This is a genomic window from Bacillus cereus group sp. MYBK14-1, assembly GCF_051916885.1.
In the GTDB taxonomy this organism is placed as follows: domain Bacteria; phylum Bacillota; class Bacilli; order Bacillales; family Bacillaceae_G; genus Bacillus_A; species Bacillus_A cereus.
Genome location: NZ_JBQAHM010000003.1, coordinates 384,063 through 407,282, shown reverse-complemented (window position 1 = coordinate 407,282; position 23,220 = coordinate 384,063). Strand labels below are relative to the sequence as shown.

Below are 23,220 nucleotides of genomic sequence, written 5' to 3'. Positions count from 1 at the left end.
TAGGGATTCATTTCATTATTTCTGGTAATTGTATAAGGGGGATTTTTTGTGAAAAAGTCAAAAAAAATGCTAGCTGGAGCAACTCTTGCGATTGGTGTTATAGCACCGCAAGTAATGCCAGCAACAGCTCATGCAGATGAGAACGCTGGGGAGAGTACAGTTAAATTACGAATTCTAGAAACATCAGATATTCACGTTAACTTAATGAATTACGATTATTATCAAACGAAAACAGATAATAAAGTAGGTCTCGTACAAACGGCAACACTCGTTAATAAAGCACGTGAAGAAGTGAAGAACTCTGTCCTATTTGATGATGGAGATGCATTACAAGGGACACCGCTTGGAGATTATGTAGCAAATAAAATAAAAGATCAGAAGAATCCTGTGGATCCTAGTTATACACATCCATTATATCGTGTAATGAATTTAATGAAGTATGACGTCATCTCTCTTGGGAATCATGAATTTAACTATGGTTTAGATTATTTAAAGGAAGTGACTAGTAAAACAAAAATTCCGGTTATTAACTCGAATGTCTACAGAGATGACCATGATGGTAATGATGAGAATGACGAGCATTACTTTGATAGACCATATCATATTTTAGAGAAAGAAGTAGTGGATGAAGCAGGCCAAAAACAAATAGTGAAAATTGGTGTAATGGGATTTGTTCCACCACAAATTATGAATTGGGATAAAGCGAATTTAGAAGGACAAGTTAAAGCGAAAGATATAGTTGAAACAGCGAAGAAAATGGTACCAAAAATGAAAGCAGAAGGTGCAGATGTTATCGTTGCACTAGCTCATTCCGGTGTTGATAAAAGTGGATACAACGTTGGTATGGAAAACGCGTCGTATTATTTAACAGAGGTTCCTGGCGTAAATGCAGTATTAATGGGACATTCACATACTGAAGTGAAGGATGTATTTAATGGTGTTCCAGTCGTAATGCCTGGTGTTTTTGGTAGTAACTTAGGTATTATTGATATGCAATTGAAAAAGGTAAACGGAAAATGGGAAGTACAAAAAGATCAATCTAAGCCACAACTTCGCCCGATTGCTAATAGTAAAGGTACCCCATTAGTAGAATCTGATCAAAAATTAGTTAATGAAATTAAAGATGAGCATCAAGCGACAATCGACTATGTAAATACACCTGTAGGTAAAACGAAAGCACCAATTAATAGTTATTTTTCATTAGTACAAGATGATCCTTCCGTACAAATTGTGACAAATGCGCAAAAATGGTATGTAGAACAAGAACTTAAAAAACCAGAGTACGAAGAGATTAAAGATATTCCGGTTTTATCTGCAGGCGCACCATTTAAAGCAGGTGGCCGAAACGGTGCTACATATTATACGGATATTCCAGCTGGAACGTTAGCAATTAAAAACGTTGCAGATTTATACGTGTATCCAAATACGTTATATGCTGTAAAAGTAAATGGGGCACAAGTGAAAGAATGGCTTGAAATGTCTGCAGGTCAGTTTAATCAAATTGATCCAAAGAAAACAGAAGAACAGCCGTTAGTAAATATAGGCTATCCTACATATAACTTTGATATTTTAGATGGCTTAAAATACGAAATTGATGTAACACAACCAGCGAAATACGATAAAGATGGAAAAGTTGTAAATGCAAATACGAATCGTATTGTAAATATGACATATGAAGGTAAGCCAGTAGCTGATGATCAAAAGTTCATTGTCGCTACAAATAACTATCGTGGAAGTAGTCAAACGTTCCCAGGTGTAAGTGAAGGGGAAGTTGTATACCAATCACAAGATGAAACACGTCAAATCATTGTGAAGTATATGCAAAAAATAAAAAATATTGATCCAGCAGCTGATCAAAATTGGACGTTTAAACCGATTGTTGCAGATAAATTAAATACAACATTTGATTCTTCACCAAATGCACAAAAGTATATAAAGAAAGATGGGAACATATCATATGTTGGACCATCTGAAAATGAATTTGCTAAATATGCAATTGATATAACGAAGAAAAATGATGATAAAGAAACTGGTGGAGAAAATCCGACGACACCACCGAAAGGTGATGGAGAGAACCCGACGACACCGCCAACAGGTGGTGGAGAAAACCCAACGACACCGTCAACAGGTAATGGAGAAAACCCAACACCACCAACAGAAGAAGGTAATAATGGTAATGAACCAAAACAAGATGGAAACAATACTGGATCTGGACAAACTACAACAGCTGATCAAAATAAAAAAGAAACAACAACAACTGTAAGTGAAAATAAAGAAGCTGAAAAAGATGAACGTGATTTACCGAAAACAGGTGCAAGTATTGCTTCTACAATTGGAGCGGGTCTTGCGTTTGTTGGAGCGGGATTACTTATGTTATTTAGAAGAAAGAAAGCGAATAGATAGTCGAGAAATATAAAAAGGATTACCGATTTGGTAATCCTTTTTATTATATTATGAAACTGGTACTGCTTTTTCTTTTTTCCATGAAAGACCGAATCCAGTAAAGCCGACGATAATGGTTACGACTGGACATGCTAAACAGAAGATTGCGTATGGCAGGTAATCGAATGTTGGAACGCTAAGAACGTTTGTTAAGAATACGCCACTTACACCCCATGGTACGAGTGGATTAATTACTGTACCAGCATCTTCTAATACTCGTGATAAATTACGACGTTCTAAACCGACTTCATCGTATTTATTAGCGAATGCTTGTCCTGTTAAAACGATAGATAAGTATTGCTCACCAAGTAAGAAGTTTACACCAATTGCAGTTGAAGCAGTAGAAATAATTAAGCGTGTACTAGTTTTTACGAAGCTAGAGATAATATTCATCAGCTGCGCTATAATACCCATTCCTTGTAATAATCCTCCCATACAAAGAGCTAGGAAAATAAGAGCAATTGACATCATCATACTTTGCAGGCCACCGCGAGATAATAAGCTGTCAATGTCTTTGATACCAGTTTTAGAAACGTAACCGTCTTGCATAATTTTTATTAAATCAGCTAAAGAAGTGCTAGGTTTAAAAATAAAGAGAATAATAATCCCTACCACAATTCCTGCAAGTAATGTTGGAACTGCGGGTACCTTTTTAAATGCGAATAGGAACAGTAATAAAATAGGAATCAGTGTAACGATAGAAATCGTTGCATTTTTTTCTAGTGTGTTAATAAATGCTGAGAAATCAACGTTTCCACCAGATCCGCTTCCTAAAATGAAAAATGCGATAAAAGCAATAATGAAAGCTGGCACTGTTGTCCAAAGCATGTTACGAATATGTTCAAATAAATCTACACCTGTTACAGCAGGCGCTAAGTTTGTTGTATCAGATAAAGGAGACATTTTATCTCCGAAGAATGCACCAGAAATAATTGCACCAGCAATAAGAGCTGGATCGTATCCAAGGGCAGTACCCATTCCCATAAAGGCAAGTCCTACAGTTGCAGCAGTTGTAAATGCACTACCGATACTCGTTCCAACAATTGCACAAACAACAAAAACAGTTGGAACGAAAATTTTTGGAGATACAAGTTGGAAGCCGTATACCATTAAAGTGGGAATAGTTCCAGCTGCGATCCAAACGCTAATTAATACGCCTACAAGTAAGAAAATAAATATAGATGGAATGCCAGCTGAAATACTACTAATCATCCCTTTCTCCATAGTAGACCAAGAGATTTTCTTCAAGAATCCAAATGCTAATAAAAGAACGATACCAAATAAAATTGGGATGTGTGGTGAAACTTCTAATTGAATAACACTAAAACCAATACAGAAAAAGATAAAAATTGTTAAAAGAACAGACTCAATTTTTGAAACCATTGTTTTCCCCTCCTAAGTAATGTGAAATAGCTCTTTTTTATATAAAATTCGCCAATATTGTATATTTCCTTCTAAAATTTAGAATTTTGTGACAAATTAACGGTAATTGTTAGTCCTTCTATATGATACGGAAATGATTGGATAAAAAAACGTCCCTGCATATAATTATGCAGGGACGAAGAAATCGCGGTACCACCCTAGCTTGTGAAATGAATGTATCACAAAATAAAGGGTCATATGATATGCGCTTATAAAATAAAAACGCCCCTGCAATATATGCAGGGACGAAAAATTCGCGGTACCACCCTAAATTGTGAAACAGTTTCGTTTCACCACTCTTTAGACATAACGGTCTATAACCGTCTTTCACTACTCCTTACGTTTCGTAAAAGAAGCTCCAGGGGGTAATTCATAATTCGCTCTGTACTGGTTCGCACCGACCACCAGCTCTCTGAAATCAGAAATCGAAATACTACTAAATCCTATCAACGCCGATTCATATGATGTTAGTTAAATTTTTATCATATATTCATCATACATGTCAATAAAAATATGTGATATTTTTTTAGGGAAATAAAGGAGATAGGTTTTAACACTAAAAAATGTGCGTTATAATGAATTTGAAAGGGGAGGAAAGAGTGAAGAAAAAAATAATTCTTTTTACCACCTTACTAGTCATTGGCGGAAGTGCTGGCATTTACACAGCTTTTGCAGCTGAATCAGAGCAAGCGAAGCAAAAGCAAGTACAGCAGTCAGAAGTGAAGAAAGCGAAAGAAGCGGAAGAGAAGAAGTCGATGGAGAAAGCAGCTACGAAACTAGGGGTTTCTAGTGATGGAAAAACAAAAGAAGAAATTACGAAAGAAGTAAATAAGGCTAGATTTGAGCAGCGTCATGATTTATTAATTGAGCATGCGAAGCAGCTTGGAATTAATACAGAGGGAAAAAAAGATGAAGAAATTATTTTAGAAATTGGAAAGATACAGCATGGAAAGTAGAACAACTTATCGTATGATAAGTTGTTCTTTTTTAAGAACTATTTGATTTTAAAATAATTGACAGTCATTCAGATTTAATGTTAACTTTATTTGTAAACAAGTTAACATTAGGGGTGACAATTGTGACAATAAATAGTAAAACGATTGAAAAATCATCTTATACATATGAAGAATTAGCAGAGAAAAATAAAGCTTACGTATGGCACCCATTTACACAAATGAAAGATTATTTAGAAGAAGATCCTGTCATTATTGAACGTGGAGAGGGAAGAAAGCTATACGATGTAAATGGTAATGAATATTGGGATGGTGTTTCATCTATATGGTTAAATGTTCACGGACATCAAGTACCGGAATTAGATGAAGCAATTCGTGAGCAATTAAATAAAATTGCTCATTCTACTATGCTAGGACTTGCTAACGTTCCATCTATTTTATTAGCAGAAAAAATTATTGAGGTTGTACCAGATGGATTGAAGAAGGTATTCTATTCTGATTCAGGTTCTACCGCTGTTGAAATTGCAATTAAGATGGCTTTCCAATATTGGCAGCATAAAGGGAAACCAAAGAAACAAAGATTCGTTACATTAAAAGAAGCATATCACGGTGATACAATTGGAGCTGTTTCAGTAGGAGCAATAGACTTGTTTCACCAAGTGTATAGTTCGCTCTTATTTGATGCGATTAAAATGCCGTATCCATATACATATCGTTCTCCTTACGGAAATAATAAGGAGGAAATTGTAAAAAGCCATTTAGAAGAAATGGAAGAATTGTTGAAAGAAAAGCATGAAGAAGTAGCTGCCATCATTGTAGAGCCATTAATGCAAGGTGCTGGCGGGATGATTACAATGCCAAAAGGATATTTAAAAGGACTGCGCGATTTATGTACTAAGTACAATGTATTATTTATTACAGATGAGGTAGCAACTGGATTTGGGCGTACAGGGAAAATGTTTGCTTGTGAACATGAAAATGTGACGCCAGACATTTTAACTGCTGGGAAAGGTTTAACAGGTGGATATTTACCAATTGCAGTTACGGTAACGACAGATGAAATATATAATGCCTTCTTAGGAGAATATGAAGAACAAAAAACATTTTTCCATGGACATAGCTACACAGGCAATCCGTTAGGGTGTGCCGTAGCAATCGCGAATCTAGAACTATATGAAAAAACAAATTTAATAGAAGAAGTGGCACGTAAAACGGATTATGTGGCAGCGCAATTAGAAAAGCTCTTTGCTTATAAACATGTAGGTGATATTCGTCAGTGCGGATTAATGGTTGGTATTGAGCTTGTGAAGAATAAGGAAACGAAAGAAGCGTTTGACTGGACAGAGAGAGTCGGTGTTCAAGTATGTAAACGCTCAAGAGAGCTGGGTATGATTTTACGACCGCTAGGTAACACGATTGTATTTATGCCGCCACTTGCTTCTACTTTTGAAGAAATTGATGATATGTTACGCATTTTATATAAGGCAATCTCGGATGTTACGGAGGGAGAATAATGAGTGGTTTTTTCATAACAGCAACTGATACTGAAGTTGGAAAAACAGTAGTTGCAGGTGCTATAGCAGGTGTATTTAGAGAATTAGGATATAACGTAGGGGTATATAAACCGTTGCAAAGTGGGCATGTTGCATCAAACCCTGAGGGAGATGCGGCAAGGTTAAAATCATTATCAGGTGTACCGACACAAGAAAATGAAATTTGCCCTTATTCTATTGAAGAACCACTTGCTCCGAGACTTGCCATGAAAAGAGCTGGAAGAGTAGTAAAGTTAAAAGAAATTACTGATTACTATAATGAACTATTAAAAGAGTTTAATAGCTTATTTGTAGAAGGAGCAGGTGGGCTTGCTGTCCCATATACAGAAGATGCTTTAGTAATTGATTTTGCAAAAGAATTACAGTTGCCTCTTATTGTAGTAGCTCGTCCTACATTAGGAACAGTAAATCATACAGTGTTAACGATTGCTTACGCAAAGGCGCATGGCTTAACCGTAGCGGGTGTCATTTTATCAGGTTGCAAAGAATGTGAAATGGAAAGAGTGCAAGAAAATAAAGAGATGATTGAAGAGCTGAGCGGGGTACCAGTTTTAGGATTATTACCATTCTTTGCAGGTGAGTTTACGAAAGAAGAAGTATTAGAATCTGCAAAAGAACATATTATGATTTCAAAATTAGAGGAGTTTATCCAAAATGAATCAAACGTGGCGGGCGCACCTTCAATGTAAATTACAACAATTACATGAGGAAGGGCAGTATCGTGATTTGCATGTAACAGAGAAGGCAGAAGAGACTTGGCTTATTCGAGATAAAAAAAGGATGTTAAATTTAGCGTCAAATAATTATTTAGGGTTAGCTGGAGATGAAAGGTTAAAAGAAGCTGCTATTGCCTGTACAAAAAGATATGGAACTGGAGCGACTGCCTCTCGTCTCGTTGTAGGAAATCATCTATTATATGAAGAGGTTGAGAGAAGCATATGTGACTGGAAAGGTACTGAAAGAGCTTTAATTGTAAATAGTGGGTATACGGCAAATATAGGTGCCATATCTTCTTTAGCCTCTCGGCACGATATTGTTTTTAGTGATAAGTTAAATCACGCAAGTATTGTTGATGGAATCATATTAAGCGGGGCAGAGCATAAAAGGTATCGTCATAATGATTTGGATCATTTAGAGAAGTTGTTGAAAATGGCTTCGCCTGAAAAAAGGAAATTAATCGTAACAGATACCGTTTTTAGTATGGACGGTGATACTGCGTATTTGAGAGATTTAGTACAGCTGAAAGAGAAATACGGGGCAATCATTATAGTCGATGAAGCACATGCGAGTGGAATATATGGAATCGGCGGAGCTGGGTTATCTCATATAGAAAAAAATCTTTCTCAAAAAATTGATATACATATGGGGACGTTTAGCAAGGCTTTAGGGTGTTATGGTGCGTATTTGACAGGTGATGAAATTTATATAGAGTATTTACAAAATATGATGAGAAGCTTTATTTTTACTACAGCCTTACCACCAAGTACGTTAGGAGCAGTGCAAAAAGCAATTGAAATTGTAAAAGAAGATAACGAAAGAAGAGAGAACCTTATAGCAAACGGAGAATACTTCAGAACTAAATTAAGGGATGCTGGTTTTGATATTGGAAATAGTTCAACTCATATTGTACCGATTGTAGTCGGTTCAAATGAACATGCTTTACGGTTTAGTAAAAGGTTGCAAGAGGCAGGGATTGCGGCTATTGCAATTCGTCCGCCAACTGTGCCGGTTCATAGTTCTCGAATTCGCTTTGCAGTTACATCGCAACATACAATAGCTGATTTAAAATGGGCTATTGACCGAATTATCCACATTGCGAAAGAAGAGGAGCTTTTCGTATGAATGAGCTAAAGATTATTTTTATCCCCGGATGGGGAATGGAAGAGAATATTTGGGATTTAGTACTTCCGTATTTTAAAGGATATTCTGTTCAATGCATAGATTGGCGTAATGTGAAAGAACGAAGTGAATTTGCGGAACGAATTATAGATGTAGCGCATAACGACAACGTAATTTTAGTTGGATGGTCACTAGGAGCGTTAGCAGCAGTTGAAGCTTATAAAAAGATTCAGGCAAAAGGCATCGTATTAATTGGTGGTACTGCTAAATTTACAAATACGAGCGATTACAGTAACGGATGGAATGCTTTGCATGTAGAACGGCTGAAAAGGAATTTGGCGAGAAGGAAAGAAGATACGCTCAAGCGGTTTTATGAAAATATGTTTACGAAAGATGAGCTAAAAGAGAATAAAAACTTTGAAGACATTGTAGACCGTTTTAAAGGTGATTCTATTCAGTCTTTACAACTAGGTTTAGATTATTTAATAGAAACAGATATGAGAGAAGAACTAAAAGAAATTAAAGTACCTATACTACTTATTCACGGAGAACAGGATGTAATATGCCCATTGTCTGCGGCACGTAGTATGACGGAGAATAGCAGCAGCGAGCTGAAAGTAGTAAGTGAAGCAGGGCATGCATTATGTGTGACGAATTTTGAATATTGCGCAAATGAGATAATTCAATTTGTAGAGGGGATACGACATGATCAACAAAACGTTACTACAAAAACGGTTTAATGGGGCAGCCGTATCTTACGATCGATATGCAAATGTACAAAAAAAGATGGCACATTCATTACTTTCAATCTTAAAGGAACGATATAGTGAAACGGCATCAATACGTATTTTAGAACTAGGATGCGGGACGGGGTATGTAACAGAGCAATTATCAAAGTTATTTCCGAAATCACATATTACAGCAGTTGATTTTGCTGAAAGTATGATTGCGATTGCGCAAACTAGACAAAATGTAAAAAATGTAACGTTTCACTGTGAAGATATTGAGCGATTACGATTAGAAGAATCATATGATGTCATTATTTCAAATGCTACATTTCAATGGTTAAATAATTTACAACAAGTGTTAAGAAATTTATTTCAACATTTGTCTATAGATGGGATATTACTCTTTTCAACGTTTGGACATGAAACATTTAAAGAATTGCATGCTTCGTTCCAACGTGCGAAAGAAGAAAGAAATATAAAAAATGAAACATCGATTGGTCAACGTTTTTATTCAAAAGATCAGTTGCTTCATATATGTAAGATAGAAACAGGGGATGTGCATGTTTCTGAAACATGTTACATAGAGAGTTTTACAGAAGTTAAGGAGTTTCTGCATTCTATTCGAAAAGTAGGAGCAACTAATAGCAATGAAGGATCATATTGTCAAAGTCCCTCACTCTTTCGTGCGATGCTACGCATATACCAAAGAGACTTCACGGGAAATGAAGGGATAATGGCAACGTATCATGCTTTATTTATACATATAACAAAAGAGGGGAAGAGATGAAATGAAACAAGTACAAACAAAAAGGGATTGGAAAAAACTTGCATACGACGTAGTGGAAGAGAAGATGATTACAAAAGAAGATGCAATAGCGATATTAGAAGCTGATGATACAGAAGTTTTAGAAATTATGAATGCGGCTTACATTATTCGCCATCATCACTTTGGTAAGAAAGTAAAATTGAATATGATTATTAATACGAAATCTGGATTATGTCCTGAAGATTGTGGATATTGCTCACAGTCTATTATTTCAGAAGCACCGATTGATAAATATGCATGGTTAACGCAGGAGAAGATTGTAGAAGGGGCACATGAAGCAATACGCCGTAAAGCAGGTACATATTGTATTGTAGCGTCTGGTCGTCGTCCGACGGATAAAGAGGTAAATCACGTAATTGGAGCAGTTAAGGAAATTCGTGAAACGACAGACTTGAAGATTTGTTGTTGTTTAGGTTTCTTAAATGAAGATCAAGCAGGACGTTTAGCGGAAGCAGGCGTGCACCGTTATAACCACAACTTAAATACACATGCAAATAATTACGATAGTATTTGTTCAACTCATACGTATGATGATCGTGTTGATACAGTTCAAAAAGCAAAACAAGCGGGCATTTCCCCATGCTCTGGAGCGATTTTTGGCATGGGAGAAACAATTGAAGAGCGTGCTGAAATTGCATTTGAATTACAACGTATAGATGCAGATTCTATCCCTTGTAATTTCCTTGTTGCTGTAAAGGGGACACCTCTTGAAGGGCAAAAAGAGTTAACGCCAGTAGAATGTTTAAAAGTACTGGCAATGATGCGTTTTGTAAACCCGACAAAAGAAATTCGTATTTCAGGAGGACGTGAAATCAATTTACGTTCTGTACAGCCAATCGGTTTATTTGCAGCAAATTCTATTTTTGTCGGGGACTACTTAACGACAGCTGGACAAGAGCCGACTGCAGACTGGGGTATGATTGCAGATTTAGGATTTGAAATTGAAGAGTGTGCATTATAAGATAGATGAAAAAGCAAACTTGTAAAAGGGTTTGCTTTTTTTGTAAATAAAATGTAATAAATAGTTGTGAACGCCTGTTACTATTGGTTTTTGAACGAAAAAAAGAATTTTTGTGAACGAATTTTCCAAGCCCTAGTTGTACATAGTAAATATGTAATTTATATTGGGTTGGAGGATTTTACATGTACAAATACATATTAGCGATTATGACTTGTTTAATTTTAATAAAAGCAATAAGTTCTGATCCAGTTAAGGCTGCTGAAAATCCTGAACAAAAAGAGATGCAACAAAGAATCGAACAACACTTTCGAACGAAAGCTGAACATTTTGGATTGAAAACGGAAGGAAAAGATTTAAAGGAAGTTAGAAAAGAAATTACTATTATAGAAGAAGCGAAAAAAAGAGAGAATGTATGGAGAACAGCACAAGCTCTTCATATAAAAACAGAAGGAAAAACGATGAATGAATTAATAAAAGATGTACAAAAAAAGGTGAAAAAATAAAAAGAGGCCGTAGCCTCTTTTTTTATGCCCATTGTTTTGATAAGTGAGCCATTTCAATTGCAGCAACAGCTGATTCATATCCTTTATTACCAGCTTTCGTACCTGCGCGTTCAATCGCTTGTTCAATTGTTTCTGTCGTTAATACGCCGAAAATAACTGGGATGTCCATTTGTAGTGATAAAGACGCAACACCTTTTGCTACTTCATTACAAACGTAATCGTAGTGAGTTGTAGCACCTCGGATTACAGTACCTAATGTAATAACAGCATCATACTTTCCGCTACTAGCCATCTTTTTAGCAATTAAAGGAATTTCAAATGCACCAGGAACCCAAGCAACATCAATATCATTTTCTTCTACACCGTGACGCTTTAATCCGTCTAAAGCGCCGCCAAGTAACTTACTTGTAATAAATTCGTTAAAACGTCCAACAACAACTCCAACTTTTAATCCTGTACCAACTAAATGACCTTCGAATACCATAATAAATCTCTCCTTTAATTATAAGTTTAGTAAGTGTCCTAATTTGTTTACTTTCGTTTGTAAATACGATTTATTCTCTTCTTTTGCTGGCATTTGCAACGGTACACGCTCGACTACTTCTAAATCGTAACCTTGTAAGCCAGCAATTTTTCTTGGGTTATTCGTTAATAATCGTAAACTTTGTAAACCTAAATCTTTTAATATTTGTGCTCCGATACCGTAATCACGAAGATCAGCAGGGAAGCCGAGTTTTTCATTTGCTTCTACAGTATCGAATCCTTCTTCTTGTAATTTATAAGCACGAAGCTTATTAAGAAGCCCAATGCCTCTTCCTTCTTGTCTCATATAAAGAAGAACACCTTTTCCTTCACGCTCAATTTGAGCAAGTGCTGCATGGAGTTGTGGTCCGCAATCGCAGCGATGTGAACCGAATACATCTCCTGTTAAGCATTCAGAATGAACACGCACAAGTACCGGTTCACCTATTGAAATATCACCTTTTACAAGTGCGATATGTTCTTTCGTATCTAATGAGTTAGAATAGCCAATTGCGTGGAAAGTACCGAAATCTGTAGGTAATGTAATTTCCACCTCTCTCGTCACAAGTGTTTCATGATGGCGGCGGTAAGCAATTAAATCTTCTATTGTAATCATTTTTATATCAAATTGTTTTGCGCATTCTATTAAATCAGGTACACGTGCCATCGTGCCGTCCTCGTTTATAATCTCGCAAATAACTCCAGCTGGTTCGGCACCGCATAGCTTCGCTAAATCAACAGCAGCTTCTGTATGACCTGCACGACGCAGGACACCGCCTTCTTTCGCAATTAATGGAAAGATATGTCCAGGTCGATTGAAATCAGCGCCTTTTGATGCGGGGTTTAACAATTCTTGTATCGTAGTTGCACGTTCGTGAGCGCTAATCCCTGTTGTTGTAGAAACATGGTCAATGCTCACTGTAAACGCAGTATGATGTGAATCTGTATTATGAGATACCATTGGTTCTAATTGTAGACGTTCTGCGTACCCTGCTGTAATCGGTACACAAACGAGACCACGGCCATGTGTAATCATAAAATTAATTGTTTCTGGTGTAATGTACTCTGCTAAAGCAATAAAATCGCCTTCATTTTCTCGGTTTTCATCATCACATACGATAACGACTTTACCTTGTTTTAAATCTTCTAGAGCTTCTTCAATACGATGAAACATTGTGCTTCCCCCTTATAGAAATCCGTTTTCTTGTAAAAAGCTTTCGGTCATTGAACCTACTCGTTTTGTAGGTTTAGTAATAAAGCGTTCGATATATTTACCAATCATGTCACACTCAATGTTTACGATATCTCCGGCATTTTTTTCTCCAATGACAGATTCGCTTACTGTGTGCGGGATGAGTGAAATCGTTATGGAAGATTCGTCTATATCAAATATCGTTAAACTCGTTCCATCAACAGCAATGGACCCTTTCTGCAAACAATAGCGCAGCAGTTCATCAGAAATTGCTATTTTGTAATAGACGGCATTGTAATGTTGTTTTTTATTTAAAATCGTTCCGATGCCATCAATATGTCCTGAAACGAAATGTCCACCGAATCGTCCATTTGCAGCCATTGCTCGCTCTAAATTTACTTTAGAGTGCGGTTTAAGCATGCGAAGTGATGTCGACTGCATCGTTTCAGGCATTGCATCAACTGTAAATGAAGTAGTTGTAAAGCTTGTTACAGTTAAGCAAATACCGTTAACCGCGATACTATCACCTAAGTGAACATCTGATAAAATTTTCTTTGCATGAATCGTTAATTTCATCGCTTCTCCGCTTTGTTGCATGTTTGCTATCGTTCCTAATTCTTCTACAATTCCTGTAAACATTTCGTCACCTCGTTTCGGGCATTCGCAACGATTTTTATATCATCACCAATTTGTTTCATCTCTTGAATTTTCAAGGAAAGCGCATTTTGTAATTTTGAAAAACCATTTCCTCCAAATAAAGTAGGAGCATCTTTCCCACCAATTAATTTCGGACTTATATAGGTTACAATTTCATTAAAATTGTTTGTTTTTAAGAAACTTGCATGAATCGATTGGCCACCTTCAACGAATAGAGAAAGAATTTGTTTCTCTCCAAGAAAGGAAAGAAGGTCCTCGATTTCTATATGTTTCGTTTCCATTTGGAATATAGCTATATTTTTAGATTCATAAGAAGATATCTTCTCTTCCTTTACATCCTTACCGACAATAATCCATGTCGGTGCTAAACCATCTGTTATAACATGAGAAGATGGTGGCGTTCGTAAATGGGTATCTAAAACAACGCGAATAGGATGTTTCCCACCATTTGGAATTCTTGTTGTTAAATGAGGATTATCAGCTATAACTGTATTCACTCCAACAAGAATTGCATCATGTGTATGGCGATATTGGTGAACATCAGCACGTGCTTCTTCACCTGTAATCCACTTACTTTCACCAGTTACAGTTGCTGTTTTTCCATCTAAGCTCATCGCTGTTTTGATTGTTACAAAAGGGCGCTTCGTTTTCATGTAGTGAAAAAAGTAGCGATTTAATAAAACTGCTTCTGCTTCAAGAACACCGGTCGTTACTTCAATTCTAGCTTCCTCTAATCTTCTTTTTCCGTTACCAGAAACGAGCGGATTACAATCGAGAGTAGCAATTACAACACGCTTAACTCCTTTTTCGATGAGCAATTCACAACAAGGTGGTGTTTTTCCAAAGTGGCTACACGGTTCCAGTGTTACATAAACGGTAGCGTCTTTGGCGTTCTGACCAGCCATTTGAAGGGCATGAACTTCTGCGTGTTCTTCACCAGCTCGTAAATGAGCCCCCATACCAACGATGTTTCCATCTTTTACAACAACAGCACCAACCATAGGATTTGGACTTGTTTGTCCTGATGTCCCTTCTGCTAACTGCAGGGCAATCCTCATATATTCTTGATCTGTCATTTTCTTCACCTCTCCTAAAAAAATCAAAAAACCCCAAGGATTTAATATCCTTGGGGTTTGGGAGACGTGATTTCTAGAAATATAGTTTGAATACGAAAGCATAGGAAAGAAACCTAACGATAATTGATATTTCTGCATAAGGAAAAAACCTAGCAAAATATCGAATTTTTAAACGCTAGTTGTCTCTTTTTATTTCAGTATAAAAAATAAGTATAGAAAATTAAACATATATAAAGAATCAAAATGAATCTTTAAAAATATGCATACTGAAATAAAAGTGTATTCACTATATAAAAAACTAGAAACATATCCTTCTCCCATCCAGACTATACTGTCGGCCCTAGAGTTTCACTAGATCCACCGTTTTCGAGTTGAAAACGGGTCACGGACTTAGAAGTTTTCACTTCATCACCGCCGGTTGGGAATTTCACCCGACCCCGAAGGATGCTGTTTGCTCAAATTATAGCACAAAAAAAATAAAAGGCTAGTAAAAAATATTCGAATGTGAAGAATTGTGTGAAAATATATGCAGGCTGGAATGGAAATAAAAGTATTAGAAATGTTGTAAGGAGAAGGGATATAACGGAGTTGCTAAAAAGAAAAAACATGCACAAAAAAATGTGCATGTCACATGTAAAATTATTCTGCCTCTGGTGCTCTAACAACAGACTCGAATTTACCTTTATGCGAAGCGTCGCAATAAGGCATATTTTTTGATAAACCACAACGGCATAAAGAAAATGCCGGTTTTGCTGGGAATACATTCCCTTGTGAGTCGACTAATTCCACGTCCCCTGTAACGCGAAAAGAGCCATTATCATTTACTTTAATTTGTACTTTTGCCAACGTTATCCCTCCTTCCCAAACGCTTAATTTCATCATATAATCAAGGGAAGTGCTTGACAATATAAAAAGAGCACTTTGTTTGAGAAAGAAGAGAGTGTTATAATAGTTTTCATAACTGACTAGAGTAAGGTGACGAGAGATGGATAAACAATTACATACATTACGAAACATTGCAAATGAGCGCACGTGGGCATCATTTTTGAATGATAATCATCCATATAGTTTGTTACATTGGTCCATTGCAGGTGTAGGGCAAGAGGCAAAGGATGTTTGGTTACTTCAAGATGAAGTAACATTTCAAACGACAGAATTCCCAACGTTAGATGATGCAATGCAATGGATTTCTGAAAATATGGAACAAGTTACAGACGTTTTAGCGCAATAAAAAACAGGCTTATGCAAGCCTGTTTTTTGTTTCTTTCACATATGTGTTTAAAAATTGATCGACGGCTGCTTCGTACTCTTCTTTATTTTCGTTATAAGAGCAAGCGTGTGCACCGTGTTCTGCAATATAAAGCTGCTTATTATTTTCTTTCGCTTCATATAACGCTTTTGTCATATCAGCTAAAATATAGTCGTCATCTTTACTATGAATAAAGAGAACGGGATTGTTAATGTTTTTTATACAGTCGATTGGTGAAACTTCACGAATTGTATAACCGTCACGAACTTTCAAAAATGCGTTTGCTAAAGGTAATAAAGGCCATTTTGGTAAATGGAATTCAACCTTTAAACGGTGCTGTAATTGTCCGTGAAAATCAGAGAAAGGACAATCTGCAATATAGAAATCAGCACCATCTTCTACAAGTCCTGCGTATTGAAGAAGTGTTGCAGCTCCCATAGATTCACCATGAATACCAAGTGTAATATTGGTGCCAAAACGGTTTTTTAGCCAGTCAACTACGGATTTTAAATCATGTTTTTCATAGTATCCATAGCTTGTTGTTTTTCCGCCAGTTTTACCATGACGACGATGATCGTAAATGAGGACGTTATATCCCCTTTTTAAGAATAAGTTTGCATATTTTACAGAGTTTATTTTATTTACAGTTACACCGTGGCAAAAAACCATAAACTTATTGGTGGAATGACCAGCAGGAATGTAATATCCGTGAAGGTCGTATCCGAATTGTGAAGGGATATGAATTTCTTCTTTATGAAGAGCATCAAAATCCTCTATACGAAAATGTTTTTTCGTTTCTCTTTCGAGTACTTCTTCCTCTGTTTTTTTCTTTAAGTACATCACTTTATTTGTAAAGAAAATCCCAAGGGCAGTTATTGCACCTAGTATAGTAAACAATGCTGCAAAAAAACGTTTCATACTTTACCTCATCCTCCAAATACCGTTACATGTGATACACTTATATTGTATCACAATGATATAAAAGGGGAGAAATAGGAAATGCTGCATATACAAAAAATTACGCCAGCGATGAAAGAAACAATCCGAATGTTCATGTGTGAGAACTGGGGAAGTTCATTGATGGTTTCACGTGGTAAGGGACATCAGTTAGAAGAGTTGCCAGGATTTGTTGCGCTCTCAGATGACAGAATAATCGGAATTATAACGTATGAAGTGACCGGAAATATATGCGAAATTGTATCGCTAGATAGCTTTGAAGAAAGAAAAGGAATAGGGACGAAACTTGTGGATTGTGTATTACAAGTTGCAGAAGAAGAACGGTGCAGACAGGTTTGGCTTATTACAACAAATGATAATATGAATGCGTTACGATTTTACCAACAACGTAATTTTGTAATGACTAATTTATATGTGAATGCGGTAGAGGAGGCACGAAAAATAAAGAAAGAAATTCCACGTATGGGATATGATAATATCCCAATTTTACATGAAATTCAGTTGGAGTATCGTTTAGTGAAATGATGTAACAATTTTCAGAAATGTGAGTTATTAATCTTGACGGATAGTGTAATTTAGGTTACCGTAAAATTGTAATCTATTACCATATTAAGGGGTGACGATGTGGCAACTATACGTGATGTTGCAAAATTGGCAGGTGTTTCAGTCGCAACCGTTTCACGAGTTATTAATGAAAAAGGATACGTTCATGAGGACACAGTAAAACAAGTAAAGGAAGCAATTGAAGAATTACGTTATAGGCCAAACAGTGCAGCGAAGCCACTATTTAAAGAGAGTTCAACGATAATTGCATTACTTGTAGATAATTTATGTAACCAATCAAACATCACTTTGCTACATTGTATTGAGGAAATAGCATATAAAGAAGGCTATCAAATCATTATTTGTAATATAGAGAATAAAGATAGATACATACATATGCTGAAGCAAAATAACATTGCAGGTGTTATTTTGACGAGAGCAGTTTTTAAAAGTGTAGGAGAAATTCCATTTCCGTTTGTTGTGATCGATGAGCAACAATCACATGGAAATTATTATGAAAGTGGACAGAGAGCTGTTTCTTTATTAAAAGAGAAAGGGTGTCACTTTCTTGCATATTTCGGTGAGGGAGAAGAAAGTGAAGAAATGGAAGATTATATAGCAGGGTTTTTAGACACTGTTTGGGATGAAGGAATCTCTTATCGAGAAGAATGTGTACAAGGGTATACAAATAAACAATTTATTACATTATTGCAAAACAATCCGTATATAGATGGAATTGTAGCCTCAAGTGATCAGATTGCTATTGAGTTAATTCGGTCAGCGAGATTTCTAAATATACATATACCAGATAAATTAAAAATTGTTGGACCGAATGGGAGTATAGAGTGTGAATGGATAGGTTCATCACTACCGACAATTGAAAGCTATGTCAAAGATAACGGAAAAGTAGCTTTTCAACAATTAAAAGGAAAAATAAAAAAGTAAAAGGTGCGTTTTATACGCACCTTTTTATAATGTAATTGCGGCAATAAAGCCAAATATAAGTAACGGTATATTGTAATGTAGAAAAGTGGGTACACATGTATCCCATATATGATGGTGCTGACCATCAGCATTTAAACCGGATGTTGGTCCAAGGGTACTATCCGATGCTGGAGATCCTGCGTCACCTAGTGCTCCGGCTGTACCGATAATTGCAATTGTGGCCATTGGACTAAATCCAAGCTGAATGCAAAGAGGTACAAAAATGGTTGTTAAGATAGGGATGGTTGAAAAGGATGAACCAATTCCCATCGTAACGAGAAGTCCAATAACGAGCATAAGAAATGCAGCGAGTGGTTTGTTATTTCCGATTATATGTGCACTCGTTTGCACTAGAGATTCAACATGTCCTGTTTTTCGAAGAACAGCGCCGAATCCAGCGGCAGCAATCATAACAAAGCCAATAAAGGACATCATACGCATTCCGCTTGTTAATATCGCATCTGCTTCTTTAAGTGGTAGACTGCCACTAACTGATAAGACGATAATACCTGCTAAAGCACCGAAAATCATTGATTCTGTTGTTAATTGAACAGTTAATGTAGCAATGATAGATAATAACCCGAAAGTAATGCTACGTTTTGTATAGGGAACGATTTCATTTTCGGTAGTATGAATTTGTTCTGTTTCATACGTACGAGGTTTTCGGTACGTAATGAATACCGCTACACATAATCCAATAATCATACCGATTGCTGGAATAGTCATTGCTTTTGGAATAAGTGTGACATCAAATGTAAGGCCGCTTTGCGCAGCGTTGGTTTGCAATACGTCATGATAAATTTTTCCGAACCCTGCAGGGATCCACATATAAGGAGTAATCAATCCAAATGTAATAATACATGTGACAAGTCTGCGATCCACTTTCAGCTCATTTAATACTTTTAAAAGTGCTGGAATTAAGATGGGGATGAAAGCAATGTGAACAGGAATCACATTTTGTGAGAAACAAGCCATCGTTAAAATAATGAATAAAATAAGTATTTTAGAATAAACTTGTTTTTTCGTGTCTTGTTCATTGCCAATCCATTTTAATGCAGTTTGAATCATAGCATCTGGAAGTCCTGTTTTGGAAAGGGAAATAGCGAAACCACCAAGCATTGCATAACTTAAAGCGATTGGAGCACTGTTTCCAAGACCAGTTGTAAAAGTGTTAATCGTTTCTGAAATACCGAGTCCGCCGATAAGTCCGCCTGTTAAAGCTCCAACAATGATGGCGACAATGACCTGGACACGTAACAAACTAAGCAATAGCATAATTGCTACTGCGACGAGTACAGCGTTCATAATAAATGTAATCTCCCTAAATTTTTATTCTGTTAAGACAAGTAAATATGAAACATTTTGCTATGTTTATACATACTTGCGACATATTATTATAAAATGTTTTCTATGAAATGTAAAAGAGCCTTTTGTTACTAATGCTGAAAAGCTAGCTCTTGTTTAATTGATTGTAAAGAATTAGCGAATAATTCTGGTTCTTCTAAATCAGGAGAATGTGCTGAATTTGGGAACCAAATCATCTTTTTTATAGGCGCTTCAATAATATCGCAATATTCCTGAACGAGTGCATAAGGAGTTTGATAATCATAGCGACCAGAACAAAAATAAACTGGAATAGATAAACTTGAGATAGAAGAAAAGAAATCGATTGCCAGCATTTCTTCCCATAAAATGCCAGATTTTAAATTTCCTGCGAGAAACTTGAACCAATCTAATAGCGTATATTCGGGAGAAAAGAAACCTTTTCGTATGAAAGAAAAGGAAGATCCGTTTTGGATTGCGCCTCCAAATGTGCCAAGCCACTTTCTTTGAATAATGAGACGTCTCGTATCTAAAAATGGTGGTTTGCCTAATTTTAAAAGGGAAGCTAATGCTTTTTTATGATCATGTTTTTTTGCAGAATGAATTAAATGTTGATATAGCAATTCTTCATTTTGTTTCATATGTACAATTTGCCCAATACCGATGTAAGCCTCGATATACTTTGGATATTGATGTGCTATGTTAAGCCCAATAATACTTCCCCAAGAATGACCAGCGAGAAATAGTTTTTGTTTGTTGAACTTTTTAAGTACATATTGAATCACTTCTTTTGCATCGGAAACGAATTGTTCGATTGTGAAATTTGCTCCGAAATCTTTCATTGAAAAGGATTTACCAGCTCCGCGCTGATCCCAATTAATAACAATAAATTGCTTCTCTAATTCTTTTTGAAAATGGCGAATAAATCCGATTTGTGCCATCCCAGGTCCGCCGTGACAGCATAATAAAATAGGTTGCTCTACGTTTTGTCCACGCATAAGGAGAGTTTGTTTTCGATTATTAATTATAACGCTTTCTATCGTAGCGATACTATTAGGAATGAGTTGTTTGTTTTCGTTATAGAACTGAGGGGTGTAGCTACGAAAAAGCATATTGAAAACCTCCTTTTGTGAAATCGTATGAATCGCACAGGCTATTCATTTTGCATATACTGTTAGAAAATCATTGTAACATACCATACTAGTGTCATTTCAACACGGGAGGAGGGAAATTGTGACGATTGGAGAAATTATAGATGGTTTAAATAGACGTGAATCCATCGCTATTATAGCAAAACGTCTTGAAATAAGCCCGTATACATTATCGAAGAAATTAAGATTGATTGGATACGAATATGATGGAGAGCAGAAGAAACGTATTTTTGTAGGAGATGGAGAAGAACCACGTCACTTACAACTCCAAGAAGCGACCGCCCTTCAATATGAGAAAACAGATTATCAATTATTAATTTATGAGCAATTACAAAGCATTTATGAGTTATTAAGAAAAAGAGAAGAAGTAATTGCACCAATTGTGAGTAAAAGTACAGAGAAAAAGAGACGAACCTTTTCTATTAATACAGAAATATTAGCAAGATTGGACCTTATATCAGAATCGAAAGGAATTCAAAAATCTAAACTTGTAGAAGAGGCGTTGCAACAATTTTTACAGCAATATGAAGTTGACAAAACATCACATTTTGATAACTAAAGAAAAGGATACTATGTTCATTAGAAGAACGAGTATCCTTTTTATGATGTATATTACGTATAAAATAGAGGATCAGTACAAATCCTTTATACGTGAAAAATGAAATTTATTATTAGAGAAACACTTAATTTACTTTTTGAATTCTTCCATCAATAACTGGCTGAATTGGTTCTTTTAATTGTTTTACGTAATTGACTAACGCTTCAAAGTCGTTTGGCCCAGTTTCTGCATTTTTACCATTTTTAAATGATACGAATCCATCACCGCCAGAAGCTAAGAAGGCATTTGCAACTACGCTATACGTTGTAGATGGAGATAATTCTTCTCCGTTTGTTAAACGTATATTTGTAACTTTTTCACCGTTTGGTTTATTTGCATCCCACGTATATTGAATACCTGAAATTTGAAGCATTCTTGTTGTTCCTTTTTGCCATTGCTGATTTAAAATATCGCGAATGTCTTGACCTGTTAAATCTACTTTAATCAATTGATTTCCAAAAGGTTGAATGCCGTATAACTCACCCCACGTAATATCACCAGCATCTAAGTCATTACGAATGCCACCAGGATTCATGAGGGAGATTTGAGTTTGCATCGTTTGACGCTGAGCATCGGCAACTAAATTTCCAAGAGTGGACTCACCAGCATCATTTTGTTTACGGTCGATAGGTGCTGTAGATTTTCCGACCACTTCATTTACAAGTGGTGCGATTTTTTCTTTATATTGATCTAGTTTTTTCTTTACTTGTTTATCAGGTTCTACACCTTCATGATACGTTGTAACAACTTCAGCTTTTTTCTTTACAATATCCTTTGTTTTACGATCAATTGTTACATCGACGTCTGAGAAAGCCATTCCGTATGAATTTGCTTGGACAATTAGTTTATTGTTTACTGTACCATTTACATACGTATGACTATGTCCACCGAAAATAACATCAACTTCTGGGTCTGTTTCATTTGCAATTCGAGTAAGATCGCCATTTGTTACCCCAGACTCATCGGTTGTTCCACCGACATGAGCAAGAACGACGATAGATTTAACGCCGAGGCGTTTTAATTGTTGTGTTGATTTATTAATTGCTTCTACTTCATCAGTAATTTGTACATTGTTAAGCATCGTAGGCATAACGACATTTGGTGTATCAGTTGTAACAACCCCAATGAATCCTACAGGAACACCATCTACCATTTTTACAGTAAATGGTGGTAAAAATAAGCGGCCAGTTGATTTGTTATAGAAATTAGCAGCTACATAGGGGAAGTTAGCCCCTTTGAAATTTCCTGTTTTTTCATGATATCCACCGTAAATGAGGCGTTTCATTTCATCAATGCCTTCATCAAATTCATGGTTCCCGATTGTACCGACATCAAATTTTAAGTCATTTAAAAATTCAATCGTCGGTTCATCTTGTAATAATGCTGAAACTGGTGGACTAGCTCCGACGATATCACCAGCATGTACGAGAAGTGTATTAGGGTTTTGTTTTTTATGTTCTTTTAAATAAGTAGCTAAGTAATCAGCGCCACCAGCTTCTTTATTATTGATTTTTTTAACAGTATCTAGTTGTCCATGGAGATCATTAATACCAAGCATTTGTACGTCTATGTAGCGGTTTTGTTCAGCTGGATTCTGAGATGGGGGAGCGGCAAATACGCTTGAAAAAGTAATGGTGCTTAAAACAGCAACGGCAGGAATAATTTTTTTCCACATAATATAATTCTCCTTTTTTATAATCTGACATCATACGACATAATTTTAATAGATTCATAGGATTAT

23 protein-coding genes, 1 riboswitch and 1 other annotated feature are annotated in these 23,220 nt (G+C 36.1%); of the genes, 13 read left to right on the top strand and 10 right to left on the bottom strand.

Features of this window, described 5'->3' with window-relative positions:
- Positions 1-48: 48 nt before the first annotated feature.
- Entirely contained in the window at positions 49-2,403 is a 2,355-nt protein-coding gene (cpdB, locus tag ACTFR3_RS11705; protein ID WP_257115667.1) for a bifunctional 2',3'-cyclic-nucleotide 2'-phosphodiesterase/3'-nucleotidase, read from the top strand.
- Positions 2,404-2,451: 48 nt separating this feature from the next.
- On the opposite strand, the gene nhaC is transcribed toward cpdB, so the two are convergent.
- Positions 2,452-3,825, bottom strand: coding sequence for a Na+/H+ antiporter NhaC (gene nhaC, locus ACTFR3_RS11700; RefSeq protein WP_000253730.1), 1,374 nt, complete (start codon positions 3,823-3,825; stop codon positions 2,452-2,454).
- A gap of 277 nt (positions 3,826-4,102) precedes the next feature.
- Positions 4,103-4,323 (bottom strand) — a binding site (T-box leader).
- Positions 4,324-4,463: 140 nt separating this feature from the next.
- Between nhaC and ACTFR3_RS11695 the strand changes: the two genes are divergently transcribed.
- From ACTFR3_RS11695 to ACTFR3_RS11660, 8 genes are all read left to right on the top strand, one after another.
- Positions 4,464-4,820, top strand: coding sequence for a hypothetical protein (locus ACTFR3_RS11695; protein ID WP_000726896.1), 357 nt, complete (start codon positions 4,464-4,466; stop codon positions 4,818-4,820).
- Positions 4,821-4,897: 77 nt separating this feature from the next.
- On the top strand, positions 4,898-6,331 hold the full coding sequence (bioA, locus tag ACTFR3_RS11690; protein ID WP_044307303.1) for an adenosylmethionine--8-amino-7-oxononanoate transaminase: 1,434 nt from the start codon (positions 4,898-4,900) through the stop codon (positions 6,329-6,331).
- A complete protein-coding gene (bioD, locus tag ACTFR3_RS11685) occupies positions 6,331-7,059 on the top strand; it encodes a dethiobiotin synthase (protein WP_025687583.1) in 729 nt (242 codons plus the stop codon). The genes bioA and bioD overlap by 1 nt, the downstream gene beginning before the upstream one ends.
- Positions 7,025-8,212 (top strand): 8-amino-7-oxononanoate synthase, encoded by a 1,188-nt coding sequence (bioF, locus tag ACTFR3_RS11680; RefSeq protein WP_025687582.1) that lies wholly within the window; start codon positions 7,025-7,027, stop codon positions 8,210-8,212. The genes bioD and bioF overlap by 35 nt, the downstream gene beginning before the upstream one ends.
- A complete protein-coding gene (locus ACTFR3_RS11675; protein ID WP_001004172.1) occupies positions 8,209-8,949 on the top strand; it encodes an alpha/beta fold hydrolase in 741 nt (246 codons plus the stop codon). Before bioF ends, ACTFR3_RS11675 begins: the two co-directional genes overlap by 4 nt.
- On the top strand, positions 8,915-9,724 hold the full coding sequence (gene bioC / locus ACTFR3_RS11670; RefSeq protein WP_440044431.1) for a malonyl-ACP O-methyltransferase BioC: 810 nt from the start codon (positions 8,915-8,917) through the stop codon (positions 9,722-9,724). The genes ACTFR3_RS11675 and bioC overlap by 35 nt, the downstream gene beginning before the upstream one ends.
- Position 9,725: 1 nt before the next feature.
- Entirely contained in the window at positions 9,726-10,724 is a 999-nt protein-coding gene (gene bioB / locus ACTFR3_RS11665) for a biotin synthase (RefSeq protein ID WP_000815856.1), read from the top strand.
- 182 nt (positions 10,725-10,906) lie between these two features.
- Positions 10,907-11,227 (top strand): hypothetical protein, encoded by a 321-nt coding sequence (locus ACTFR3_RS11660; RefSeq protein ID WP_000280032.1) that lies wholly within the window; start codon positions 10,907-10,909, stop codon positions 11,225-11,227.
- Positions 11,228-11,249: 22 nt separating this feature from the next.
- Here ACTFR3_RS11660 and ribH read toward each other — a convergent pair whose 3' ends face one another.
- From ribH to ACTFR3_RS11635, 5 genes are all read right to left on the bottom strand, one after another.
- Positions 11,250-11,711, bottom strand: coding sequence for a 6,7-dimethyl-8-ribityllumazine synthase (ribH, locus tag ACTFR3_RS11655; protein WP_000230895.1), 462 nt, complete (start codon positions 11,709-11,711; stop codon positions 11,250-11,252).
- Positions 11,712-11,729: 18 nt separating this feature from the next.
- Positions 11,730-12,923 carry a bifunctional 3,4-dihydroxy-2-butanone 4-phosphate synthase/GTP cyclohydrolase II gene (ribBA, locus tag ACTFR3_RS11650; protein ID WP_000468981.1) on the bottom strand — a complete coding sequence of 398 codons (1,194 nt, stop codon included), beginning with the start codon at positions 12,921-12,923 and terminating at the stop codon, positions 11,730-11,732.
- Positions 12,924-12,935: 12 nt separating this feature from the next.
- Positions 12,936-13,580 carry a riboflavin synthase subunit alpha gene (gene ribE / locus ACTFR3_RS11645; RefSeq protein WP_000493910.1) on the bottom strand — a complete coding sequence of 215 codons (645 nt, stop codon included), beginning with the start codon at positions 13,578-13,580 and terminating at the stop codon, positions 12,936-12,938.
- On the bottom strand, positions 13,562-14,674 hold the full coding sequence (gene ribD, locus ACTFR3_RS11640; protein ID WP_000131986.1) for a bifunctional diaminohydroxyphosphoribosylaminopyrimidine deaminase/5-amino-6-(5-phosphoribosylamino)uracil reductase RibD: 1,113 nt from the start codon (positions 14,672-14,674) through the stop codon (positions 13,562-13,564). Before ribD ends, ribE begins: the two co-directional genes overlap by 19 nt.
- A 305-nt stretch (positions 14,675-14,979) precedes the next feature.
- A riboswitch (FMN riboswitch) is annotated at positions 14,980-15,123 on the bottom strand.
- Between the two features lie 190 nt (positions 15,124-15,313).
- Positions 15,314-15,520, bottom strand: a complete 207-nt coding sequence (locus ACTFR3_RS11635) for a CDGSH iron-sulfur domain-containing protein (RefSeq protein ID WP_001151582.1) — start codon at positions 15,518-15,520, stop codon at positions 15,314-15,316.
- A 139-nt stretch (positions 15,521-15,659) separates the two neighbouring features.
- Here ACTFR3_RS11635 and ACTFR3_RS11630 point away from each other — a divergent pair, with 139 nt between their 5' ends.
- Positions 15,660-15,905, top strand: coding sequence for a DUF2552 family protein (locus tag ACTFR3_RS11630; protein ID WP_000360793.1), 246 nt, complete (start codon positions 15,660-15,662; stop codon positions 15,903-15,905).
- A 9-nt stretch (positions 15,906-15,914) separates the two neighbouring features.
- On the opposite strand, the gene ACTFR3_RS11625 is transcribed toward ACTFR3_RS11630, so the two are convergent.
- A complete protein-coding gene (locus ACTFR3_RS11625) occupies positions 15,915-16,841 on the bottom strand; it encodes an alpha/beta hydrolase (RefSeq protein ID WP_000819234.1) in 927 nt (308 codons plus the stop codon).
- A gap of 81 nt (positions 16,842-16,922) precedes the next feature.
- Between ACTFR3_RS11625 and ACTFR3_RS11620 the strand changes: the two genes are divergently transcribed.
- Together ACTFR3_RS11620 and ACTFR3_RS11615 are read left to right on the top strand one after the other, a co-directional pair.
- Complete coding sequence (locus ACTFR3_RS11620; protein ID WP_440044430.1) at positions 16,923-17,405, top strand: GNAT family N-acetyltransferase; 483 nt, start codon at positions 16,923-16,925, stop codon at positions 17,403-17,405.
- A gap of 99 nt (positions 17,406-17,504) precedes the next feature.
- A complete protein-coding gene (locus ACTFR3_RS11615; RefSeq protein WP_025687580.1) occupies positions 17,505-18,368 on the top strand; it encodes a LacI family DNA-binding transcriptional regulator in 864 nt (287 codons plus the stop codon).
- Between the two features lie 24 nt (positions 18,369-18,392).
- Here the strand turns inward: ACTFR3_RS11615 and ACTFR3_RS11610 are convergent, their stop codons facing one another.
- Together ACTFR3_RS11610 and ACTFR3_RS11605 are read right to left on the bottom strand one after the other, a co-directional pair.
- Positions 18,393-19,712, bottom strand: a complete 1,320-nt coding sequence (locus ACTFR3_RS11610; RefSeq protein ID WP_000994816.1) for a Na+/H+ antiporter family protein — start codon at positions 19,710-19,712, stop codon at positions 18,393-18,395.
- A 131-nt stretch (positions 19,713-19,843) separates the two neighbouring features.
- On the bottom strand, positions 19,844-20,842 hold the full coding sequence (locus ACTFR3_RS11605) for an alpha/beta fold hydrolase (protein WP_199630699.1): 999 nt from the start codon (positions 20,840-20,842) through the stop codon (positions 19,844-19,846).
- Between the two features lie 121 nt (positions 20,843-20,963).
- On the opposite strand from ACTFR3_RS11605, the gene ACTFR3_RS11600 reads away from it, so the two are divergent.
- A complete protein-coding gene (locus ACTFR3_RS11600) occupies positions 20,964-21,440 on the top strand; it encodes a ribbon-helix-helix domain-containing protein (protein WP_000151931.1) in 477 nt (158 codons plus the stop codon).
- 124 nt (positions 21,441-21,564) lie between these two features.
- On the opposite strand, the gene ACTFR3_RS11595 is transcribed toward ACTFR3_RS11600, so the two are convergent.
- Positions 21,565-23,154 carry a bifunctional metallophosphatase/5'-nucleotidase gene (locus tag ACTFR3_RS11595; protein WP_000265551.1) on the bottom strand — a complete coding sequence of 530 codons (1,590 nt, stop codon included), beginning with the start codon at positions 23,152-23,154 and terminating at the stop codon, positions 21,565-21,567.
- Between the last annotated feature and the right edge of the window lie 66 nt (positions 23,155-23,220).

Excerpts from the sequence above, each read along its gene's own strand:
- ribBA (WP_000468981.1), bottom strand. The coding sequence starts at position 12,923 with ATGTTTCATCGTATTGAAGAAGCTCTAGAAGATTTAAAACAAGGTAAA.
- bioF (WP_025687582.1), top strand. The coding sequence starts at position 7,025 with ATGAATCAAACGTGGCGGGCGCACCTTCAATGTAAATTACAACAATTA.
- ACTFR3_RS11630 (WP_000360793.1), top strand. The coding sequence starts at position 15,660 with ATGGATAAACAATTACATACATTACGAAACATTGCAAATGAGCGCACG.
- ribH (WP_000230895.1), bottom strand. The coding sequence starts at position 11,711 with ATGGTATTCGAAGGTCATTTAGTTGGTACAGGATTAAAAGTTGGAGTT.
- ACTFR3_RS11625 (WP_000819234.1), bottom strand. The coding sequence starts at position 16,841 with ATGAAACGTTTTTTTGCAGCATTGTTTACTATACTAGGTGCAATAACT.
- bioA (WP_044307303.1), top strand. The coding sequence starts at position 4,898 with ATGTTAACTTTATTTGTAAACAAGTTAACATTAGGGGTGACAATTGTG.
- ACTFR3_RS11675 (WP_001004172.1), top strand. The coding sequence starts at position 8,209 with ATGAATGAGCTAAAGATTATTTTTATCCCCGGATGGGGAATGGAAGAG.
- ACTFR3_RS11620 (WP_440044430.1), top strand. The coding sequence starts at position 16,923 with ATGCTGCATATACAAAAAATTACGCCAGCGATGAAAGAAACAATCCGA.
- bioB (WP_000815856.1), top strand. The coding sequence starts at position 9,726 with ATGAAACAAGTACAAACAAAAAGGGATTGGAAAAAACTTGCATACGAC.
- ACTFR3_RS11605 (WP_199630699.1), bottom strand. The coding sequence starts at position 20,842 with ATGCTTTTTCGTAGCTACACCCCTCAGTTCTATAACGAAAACAAACAA.
- bioC (WP_440044431.1), top strand. The coding sequence starts at position 8,915 with ATGATCAACAAAACGTTACTACAAAAACGGTTTAATGGGGCAGCCGTA.
- ACTFR3_RS11660 (WP_000280032.1), top strand. The coding sequence starts at position 10,907 with ATGTACAAATACATATTAGCGATTATGACTTGTTTAATTTTAATAAAA.
- ribE (WP_000493910.1), bottom strand. The coding sequence starts at position 13,580 with ATGTTTACAGGAATTGTAGAAGAATTAGGAACGATAGCAAACATGCAA.
- ribD (WP_000131986.1), bottom strand. The coding sequence starts at position 14,674 with ATGACAGATCAAGAATATATGAGGATTGCCCTGCAGTTAGCAGAAGGG.
- ACTFR3_RS11595 (WP_000265551.1), bottom strand. The coding sequence starts at position 23,154 with ATGTGGAAAAAAATTATTCCTGCCGTTGCTGTTTTAAGCACCATTACT.
- ACTFR3_RS11610 (WP_000994816.1), bottom strand. The coding sequence starts at position 19,712 with ATGAACGCTGTACTCGTCGCAGTAGCAATTATGCTATTGCTTAGTTTG.
- nhaC (WP_000253730.1), bottom strand. The coding sequence starts at position 3,825 with ATGGTTTCAAAAATTGAGTCTGTTCTTTTAACAATTTTTATCTTTTTC.
- bioD (WP_025687583.1), top strand. The coding sequence starts at position 6,331 with ATGAGTGGTTTTTTCATAACAGCAACTGATACTGAAGTTGGAAAAACA.